12 protein-coding genes are annotated in these 8,432 nt (G+C 44.1%); 4 read left to right on the forward strand and 8 right to left on the reverse strand.

All coding sequences use genetic code 11. From position 1 onward, the window contains the following. Positions 1-26 precede the first annotated feature (26 nt). Both B3O33_RS14260 and B3O33_RS14265 read left to right on the forward strand, forming a co-directional pair. A complete protein-coding gene (locus B3O33_RS14260; protein WP_292361462.1) occupies positions 27-608 on the forward strand; it encodes a peptidylprolyl isomerase in 582 nt (193 codons plus the stop codon). A gap of 17 nt (positions 609-625) precedes the next feature. Beyond that, the gene (locus B3O33_RS14265; protein WP_292361461.1) at positions 626-1,378 is read left to right on the forward strand and encodes a UDP-2,3-diacylglucosamine diphosphatase; all 753 of its coding nucleotides are present in this window, start codon (positions 626-628) and stop codon (positions 1,376-1,378) included. Here the strand turns inward: B3O33_RS14265 and B3O33_RS14270 are convergent. The 8 genes from B3O33_RS14270 to ffh all read right to left on the reverse strand — a co-directional run bounded on the left by B3O33_RS14270 (position 1,370) and on the right by ffh (position 7,047). Continuing rightward, a complete protein-coding gene (locus B3O33_RS14270; RefSeq protein WP_292361460.1) occupies positions 1,370-2,095 on the reverse strand; it encodes a thioredoxin fold domain-containing protein in 726 nt (241 codons plus the stop codon). The two genes, B3O33_RS14265 and B3O33_RS14270, sit on opposite strands and share 9 nt — an antisense overlap. Positions 2,096-2,108: 13 nt before the next feature. Continuing rightward, complete coding sequence (locus B3O33_RS14275; RefSeq protein WP_292361459.1) at positions 2,109-2,594, reverse strand: YajQ family cyclic di-GMP-binding protein; 486 nt, start codon at positions 2,592-2,594, stop codon at positions 2,109-2,111. A 69-nt stretch (positions 2,595-2,663) separates the two neighbouring features. Further along, a complete protein-coding gene (gene xerD, locus B3O33_RS14280) occupies positions 2,664-3,569 on the reverse strand; it encodes a site-specific tyrosine recombinase XerD (RefSeq protein ID WP_292361458.1) in 906 nt (301 codons plus the stop codon). Positions 3,570-3,688: 119 nt separating this feature from the next. Continuing rightward, the gene (rplS, locus tag B3O33_RS14285) at positions 3,689-4,033 is read right to left on the reverse strand and encodes a 50S ribosomal protein L19 (RefSeq protein ID WP_292361457.1); all 345 of its coding nucleotides are present in this window, start codon (positions 4,031-4,033) and stop codon (positions 3,689-3,691) included. A 13-nt stretch (positions 4,034-4,046) separates the two neighbouring features. Continuing rightward, positions 4,047-4,790 carry a tRNA (guanosine(37)-N1)-methyltransferase TrmD gene (gene trmD / locus B3O33_RS14290; RefSeq protein WP_292363856.1) on the reverse strand — a complete coding sequence of 248 codons (744 nt, stop codon included), beginning with the start codon at positions 4,788-4,790 and terminating at the stop codon, positions 4,047-4,049. Between the two features lie 8 nt (positions 4,791-4,798). Further along, positions 4,799-5,320, reverse strand: coding sequence for a ribosome maturation factor RimM (gene rimM, locus B3O33_RS14295; protein ID WP_292361455.1), 522 nt, complete (start codon positions 5,318-5,320; stop codon positions 4,799-4,801). A 21-nt stretch (positions 5,321-5,341) separates the two neighbouring features. Beyond that, positions 5,342-5,590, reverse strand: coding sequence for a 30S ribosomal protein S16 (gene rpsP / locus B3O33_RS14300; RefSeq protein ID WP_226071152.1), 249 nt, complete (start codon positions 5,588-5,590; stop codon positions 5,342-5,344). An 86-nt stretch (positions 5,591-5,676) separates the two neighbouring features. Next, positions 5,677-7,047, reverse strand: coding sequence for a signal recognition particle protein (gene ffh / locus B3O33_RS14305; protein WP_292361454.1), 1,371 nt, complete (start codon positions 7,045-7,047; stop codon positions 5,677-5,679). Positions 7,048-7,203: 156 nt separating this feature from the next. Between ffh and B3O33_RS14310 the strand changes: the two genes are divergently transcribed. Beyond that, positions 7,204-8,001 (forward strand): cytochrome C assembly family protein, encoded by a 798-nt coding sequence (locus tag B3O33_RS14310; protein ID WP_292363857.1) that lies wholly within the window; start codon positions 7,204-7,206, stop codon positions 7,999-8,001. Between the two features lie 4 nt (positions 8,002-8,005). Then, positions 8,006-8,432: CNNM domain-containing protein (locus tag B3O33_RS14315; protein WP_292363858.1), on the forward strand; the 427-nt coding region annotated here is incomplete at its 3' end.

Consider the following 8,432-nt stretch of genomic DNA (forward strand, 5'->3'; position numbering starts at 1 on the left):
TTTTTGCAATTTTTGGACAAGCTACCATGAAATTACTCTATCGCCATCTGGCCCCCCTGTTTTTTGCTTCGTTTTCGCTGGCAGCTCAAGCCGAAGGCGGTAGCGCACAACCAAAAGTAAAGCTCACCACCAATCATGGCGATATTGTTATCGCGCTGAATGCTGAAAAAGCGCCTGAAACGGTTAAAAACTTTATTCAATATGTTGAATCAGGCTTTTACGATGGCACCATTTTTCATCGCGTCATTGAAAACTTTATGATTCAAGGCGGCGGGTTTGATGAATCATTCAAACAGAAAACAACTGAAGCGCCAATTCAGAATGAAGCAGATAACGGCTTGAGCAATACAAAAGGCACTGTCGCGATGGCGCGGACAGGCGATCCGCATTCTGCAACGGCACAGTTTTTTATCAATACTAAAGATAATGACTTTTTGAACTATCGTGGCAAAACCATGCAGGATTGGGGATATGCGGTTTTTGGTGAAGTCATCGAAGGTATGGATGTGGTTGATGCGATTCGCAAAGTAAAAACCACTATGCGTGGAGGTCATCAGGATGTACCGGCTGATGCAGTAGTGATTGAAAAAGCGATTATGGTCGATTAATTCAACACATCCATCAAATGAAAACCCTGTTTATTTCAGATTTACATCTTAGTCCTGACCAGCCGGAGTTAATCCGGCTGGCCACTGAGTTTGTTGCAAAGCAATCTGCTGTGGATGCGTTTTATATTTTGGGTGATATATTCAACACTTGGCTTGGTGATGATTTAATCCCGGCTGAATTTGAGCCGTTTATTCAAGCGTTACAAAATCAACAGCAAAATGGCAGCAAAATTTACCTGATGCAGGGTAATCGTGATTTTATGCTTGGGGAAGGATTTGCCCGACTGGTTGGCGGAATTTTATTGGATGATCCTGTCGTGGTAAGTCTTTACGGGCATTCTATATTATTAATGCACGGAGATAGTTTGTGCACCGATGATGTGAGTTATCAGCGATATCGCAAAGTCGTCCGTAAGCGATGGTTACAAAAGCTGTTTCTGGCGATGCCGCTGACCATACGGCAACGTATTTCCGATAAAATCAAAGCCAAAAGCAAGCAGCAAAAACAATATAAACAAGCTCAGATCATGGATGTCAATCCAGCTGCTGTCCGACAGGTTATGAAGCAATATCACGTTAATTTATTGCTGCATGGTCATACTCATCGACCGGCTATCCAACCGCTTGAGCCTGTACGAAATATTTCAAACTATCGAATTGTATTAGGTGATTGGCAGCCTGCCCCCAGTTATGTCGAAATCACTGCTGAAAAAATACGTCTGGTAGATACGCGTTTACCTCAGGGTGAAACCCATCTCCTGTTAACTTGAACCAAGATATTCATCCAGAATTTCACGTAATTTTTCTGGTAGCACATACCCTGGTAACATTTGACCATCTTCCAGAAAAATAGCTGGCGTTCCACGAACACCTAGCTTTCCGCCAATTTCAAACTGCTCGGCAACCGGATTGTTTTCACATAAAGAGGTTTTTTTCACTTCACGCTGGGCTTTGGCATCCGTCATTGCTTTCTGAGGGTCTTTGGCACACCAGACTTCGATTAATTTATTCGCCGACTCCGATTCTGCGCCGGCACGAGGATAAGCCATATACCGAACGGTAATACCCAAATTGTTATAGTCTTTGATCTGACGATGCAACTCGCGACAGTATCCACAATCAATATCGGTAAAGACGGTTACGGTATAGACAGGTTTTTTAGCCGCGAAGACAATCAGATCATCCTCATTTAATTTGTCCAACAACCCTTTTTTCACTTCAATCCGACGGGTTTCGGTAATGTTTTCACGTGATTCGAGCGACAATAAATCACCTTGTACTAAGTATTTTCCATCCGCGGTAAAATAATAAATTCGATCATCGATAATGGCTTCATATAATCCTGACTCGCCAACAGGAGACAATGACTGCAATTCCATTTCGGGTAATTGTTTTTTTAGTTCGGCTTTGAGTTTTGTCATATCATCAGCATGAACAAGGCTCATGCATAACAATAATGGTAACCATACCAGTCGGCTTATTTTCATTCGTGTGGTTCTCTTAATCTCGAAAATTATTGAATTGCAGTGGCATATCAATTGAATCATGGTTTTTCAACAACGCCATGACCTGTTGCAGATCATCACGTTTTTTGCCAGTCACTCTGACGCTGTCCCCTTGGACTGCTGCCTGAACTTTAATTTTGCTCTCTTTTATCAGTTTAACGATGGTTCGCGATAAGTCTTTTTCGATGCCTTCACGCACCAGCACATCCTGTTTACGCATCTTGCCATAGCCAACCGGATCCTTAAGTTCAAGGCAACTGATATCAATACCACGTTTCACCAGTTTCATTCTGAGAATATCGAGCAACTGATCTAATTGAAAATCACTGTTGGCAAACATGGTCAGCGCTTTGTCTGACTGCTCGACTTTGGCTTCGGTTCCTCGAAAATCAAAGCGGTTATCCAGTTCACGGTTTGCTTGATCCACCGCATTGGTCAGTTCATGCTTATCGACTTCAGAAACAATATCAAATGAGGGCATTATGGCTTCTCCCAATCTAATTAAATTTTAACCCGGCAGTTTAACATCAGCTTACATAGCAGCGGAAACTCAACCTCGCGGATGATGTTGATTATGCATTTGCTGCAATCTGGCTTTGGCAACATGGGTATAGATTTGTGTTGTTGATAAGTCTGAATGACCCAGCAGAAGTTGAACGACTCTTAAATCTGCACCATGATTTAACAAATGCGTGGCAAAGGCATGACGCAAAGTATGTGGCGACAGCGGTTTATCGATATCTGCCAATTTGGCGTAGCGTTTGATAATGTACCAGAATGCCTGACGGGTCATTGATTGCCCGCGACGGGTTGGAAATAGGTCATCTGTGACCTGGCCTTGCAGTAACTGAGGTCGGCTTTCAAGCAAATACAATTGCAACCAGTCCAATGCCGTTTCACCTAATGGAACCAATCTTTCTTTATTGCCTTTACCAATACAGCGGATCAGGCCCTGTCGCATATTCAATTGTTCAAAGGTTAATGCCACTAATTCTGAAACACGTAACCCGGTGGCATACAACACCTCGAGCATGGTTCTGTCACGCATGCCCAAAGCGGTTTCCGTATCAGGCTGAGTTAACAAGTTGATAACATCTGCTTCAGATAAACTGCCTGGCAAGGATTTACCCAATCGCGGAGATTCCAACATTGCTGTAGGATCCGAATCACGGATCCCTTCACGACATAAATAACGATAATAACGGCGAAGACTAGATAATAAACGCGCATCACTGCGCACCTTTTTTCCATCCCGCATTCGTTGCTGCAGATAACGCTGAATATGTTCACGCTCTGCATTGGTTAATGTCACATCAAATGGTTGTAACCAGCTGGCAAACGCCACTAAATCATGTTGATAAGCGGTTACCGTATTATCACTTAACCCGGATTCCAGCCACAGCGAATCAATAAAGCTTTGTAGATGACTCAGTTGTATATCACTTGGCTTTGTCATGGGGCTGCATCAGTTAGACCATATCGCATAATAGCAACTTCAAGGCACAAAAAAGGGACAAAGCTGAAATCAACTTTGTCCCTTTTTCTATATGCAACGGATCAAACGACCCGTCGGACTTACAATTTTTCTTTGATGCGTGCCGCTTTACCAGTCAGGTCACGCAAGTAGTAAAGTTTCGCACGGCGAACATCACCACGACGTTTCAACTCTACACTGGCAATGGTTGGGCTGTGTGCTTGAAAAACACGTTCAACACCAACACCGTTAGAGATTTTGCGAACAGTGAAAGCTGAATGCAAACCACGGTTACGTTTTGCGATAACGATGCCTTCAAAAGCCTGTTCACGCTCACGCTCACCTTCTTTTATACGAACTTTAACAACAACCGTGTCACCGGCAGAAAAATCCGGAATATCGGTTCTCAATTGTTCAGCGTTCAGCTGATCGATAATGTTACTCATTGTTTGCTCCCAACTAATCCTGCCCGCGCTCGGCAATAAATTCTTCCAATAAAGCAGCCTGCTCTGTTGTTAAAGTTATCATTTCCAACAAATCAGGTCGCCGTAACCATGTTCGTCCTAAGGACTGTTTGAGACGCCACTGACGTATTGCCTCATGATTTCCACCTAACAGTACGGCTGGCACTGTCTGGCCATTTAACGTTTCAGGGCGGATGTAATGCGGATGATCCAACAGACCACTCATAAACGAATCCTGCTCAGCAGATTCGGCATCACCCAACACACCAGGTAACAAACGGGCAATACCATCAATCATCACCATGGCTGCCAGTTCACCACCACTGAGGACATAGTCACCAATCGACCACTCCTCATCAATTTCCTGTTCTACCAATCGCTCATCGATACCTTCGTAACGACCAGCCAGCAGAATCATTGATTTACGTTTCGCCATTTGGCCTAACGCATGCTGATTCAGCTTTTGTCCCTGCGGTGATAGATAAATGACTTTTACCTTATCACCAAGCTGCTGTTTTGCCGTTTTAATCGCATCCAGCAGCGGACTTACTTTCATAACCATACCGGGGCCGCCTCCGTAAGGTCGGTCATCCACAGTCTGATGTTTATCAGCTGTAAACTCTCTCGGGTTTAGGTAATTAAGACTAAGTCTGCCCTGTTTTACCGCCCGCCCGGTTACGCCATATTCTGTTACCGCAGCAAACATCTCCGGAAACAAAGAAATTACAGATAGCTGCATTTCATTATTCAAAGATAGTCGGCTTGCCAATCAACCTGAATCAGTTTGTTTTCCAGATCAACCTGCAATACGGTTCTTTCCAAAACAAATGGAATCAGATATTGCGTATCCGCATCTTTTCCATTTACGACCAGAACATCATTGGCACCTGTTTCTAACAGGTGATCAACTATTCCCAGAACTTCATTTTCAGTGTTAATCACTGTCAGGCCAACCAGGTCAGCCCAGTAAAATTCATCTACATCAGTTTCGAGTAATTGCGACCTTTTAATCGCCAACTCTGAACCGATTAACGTCATGGCCTGATTGCGGTCAGTAACCTTTTCCAGGCTCATGACAACCGCTTTACCTTGTAACTGTCCGCCATTCACTTCGATTGGAACCCAATCACCATGGCGATGCACATAAAGCGGTTTGTATTCAAGGATATTGTCGCGAGGATCGGTAAAAGAAAATACTTTTACCCAGCCCTTAACGCCAAAAACTCCTGATATCTTCCCTACCGGGATAAATTCGCTGGCATCAGCCATCACGAGCCTCCCGGGTAGAAATTAAGCAGCTTTTTGTGCTTGCTTGATCAGCTGAGCAACACGTTCCGATGTTTGTGCACCCTGGCTGATCCAATGTTTGACGCGTTCTAAATCAATGCGTAACTCTTCTTCCTGGCCTTTAGCGATTGGATTGTAAAAGCCCAGACGCTCGATATAACGGCCATCACGTTTGCTACGTGAATCTGTTACGACAATGCCGTAGAAAGGACGCTTTTTAGCGCCACCGCGTGTCATTCTAATTGTTACCATAAACCTACCCGTTGGAAATCTGGATGGAAAAATAGAGTTATTTTACGCACTTATCGCAGCTTTGCAAAGCTGTAAATACGATTACCTTAAAATGGCATGCCACCACCGCCCATTGGCAGTTTTCCACCAAGGCCGCGCATCATTTTTGCCATACCACCTTTCTGCCCCATTTTTTTCATCATTTTTTGCATTTGAGAGAACTGTTTCAGTAAGCGATTTACATCCTGAATCTGTGTGCCAGAGCCTGCTGCGATGCGTTTTTTTCTCGAGCCTTTTATTAATTCAGGGCGACGTCGCTCTTTAGGCGTCATCGAATTAATCATCGCTTCCATTTTAACCAGCTCTTTATCATTGGCCTGGTTTTTAACAGCATCAGGAATTTGCCCCATGCCGGGCAATTTATCCATTAATGAAGTAAGCCCGCCCATTTTGCTCATTTGCTGCAATTGATCGCGAAAATCCTCAAGATCAAAGCCCTTGCCTTTTTTAAGTTTGTTGGCCAGTTTTTCAGCTGAACCCGCATCAATTTTCCGTTGTGCTTCTTCGACTAAAGAGAGAACATCGCCCATTCCCAAAATTCGGGAAACCACACGATCAGGATGGAAGACTTCCAAAGCTGTTGTCTTTTCACCCACACCCATGAATTTAATGGGTTTACCGGTAATATGACGAATAGATAAAGCCGCACCACCACGAGCATCACCATCCGTTTTGGTCAAAATCACACCGGTCAACGGTAAAGCCTCGTTGAATACCTTGGCAGTATTGGCAGCATCCTGGCCGGTCATACTATCAACCGTAAACAATGTTTCTGTTGGATTAATTGCCGCATGAATATGTTTGATTTCGCTCATCATGTCATCATCAATATGCAGACGACCTGCTGTATCAATAATCACTACATCAACATATTCAAGTTTTGCCTGTGCTACGGCAGCTTGTGCAATCGCCACTGGATCCTGGCTGGCATCACTGGGGAAAAATTTCGCTTCAACATCAATTGCAAGTGTCTTTAACTGTTCTATCGCCGCTGGCCGATAAACATCAGCACTCGCCACCATGACGGATTTCTTTTGTCTTTCTTTCAGAAAGCGGGCCAGTTTTGCCACACTGGTGGTTTTACCCGCACCCTGTAAACCCGCCATCAGAATAACCACCGGCGGCTGACTATTCAGATTAAGACTGTTGTCTTCATCGCCCATTATGGCAACCAGTTCGTCATTAACAATCTTGACGAAAACCTGGCCTGGGCTAAGGCTGCGCATCACATCCTGTCCCATTGCCCGTTCTTTTACTTTTTCAATAAAATCGCGGACAACCGGCAATGCAACGTCGGCCTCAAGCAAAGCCATACGTACTTCACGCAGCGTTTCTTTGATATTGTCTTCGGTGATTCGACCCTGTCCACGCAGTTTTTTGAGGCTACCGGCGAGTCTGTCACTTAGGCTGTCAAACATAATGTATCCTGCATCGTTTGGTGTCTGAAAATCAGTACTATGTAGATAGGTATGGCATTATAACTGATATGATATCCGGTGAAGCGGCTTATCGTTTATGATTTAAGCTTAGCGTTTAACCGGATAAACATTATTGGAACTTAAGGATCTCCCCTCATGGCCATTGCCAACGCATTAGCCTTCCTACTGTATTTAAGTAGCAGCGTTATTCTGATCCGTGACTTTGTCAAACGCGATCATAATGGGAATAAACTTGCCTTACCGATAGGCATATTGACCACATTAGCGCTGTTATTCCATGCTGCAGATATTTATTTCACCATGAAATTTGCCCAAGGCTGGGATCTCAGTCTGATGAGCATGTTATCTATCGCAGCCTGGTTAATGGCATTTATCGCGATGTTAACGGGTTTGCGTTCTCAGATAGCGCATCCTGGAATTGTAGTATATCCACTGGTAGCTTTATGTTTAATGTTCAGGGTCGAAGCACCGGGTAGCCAACAAACTCTCAGTGATCCTGCTTTGGAATGGCATATTTTACTATCACTTACAGCGTATGCCCTGCTTGCACTAGCCGCAATGCAATCGATTATTCTGGCCATTCAGGAAAAACAGTTACGACATAAGCATGCCGGCGGCTGGGTTCGCAAGCTCCCCCCACTCCAGACAATGGAAAAGGCATTATTCCAACTACTCTATGCCGGTTTTGCATTATTGACATTGGGACTGATTACGGGCTTTGTGTTTGTTAACGATTTTATAGCTCAGCATGTGGCACATAAAACCGTATTCTCAATTATTGCCTGGCTGGTTTTTGCAGCCTTGTTATGGGGCCGCAATCAATATGGCTGGCGTAGCCAGACTGCCGTAAAGTGGACCTTATCCGGTTTTGGATTTTTACTACTGGCGTATGTTGGTAGCAAATTAGTCCTTGAATTCTTAATACAAAGCTAAACTGATGCTGGAAGATACCTCCTTAATCGCGCTGTTTCTCATTCTGTTTTTCCTGTTGGTGTTATCAGCGTTTTTTTCCAGCTCTGAAACGGCATTGATGTCATTGAACCGTTATCGATTAAAACATCTTGCCCAACAGGGTCATCGCGGTGCAATGATTGCCAGCAGTCTTTTGGCAAGACCAGATCGTTTGATCGGTTTAATCCTGCTGGGCAATAATTTTGTGAATATTTTTGCCTCGGCTATTGCCACCGTTATCGGGATCAAGCTACTTGGCGAGAACGGTATCGTCGTGGCGACATTCACCTTAACTTTAGTGATTTTATTATTTGCTGAAGTCACGCCAAAAACACTTGCCGCCCTACATCCCGAACGCGTGGCTTATCCTGCCAGTTTTGTATTAAAACCTTTATTGTTCATCCTTTACCCTT

The sequence above is a fragment of the Methylophaga sp. UBA1464 genome (genome assembly GCF_002325665.1).
GTDB lineage: Bacteria > Pseudomonadota > Gammaproteobacteria > Nitrosococcales > Methylophagaceae > Methylophaga.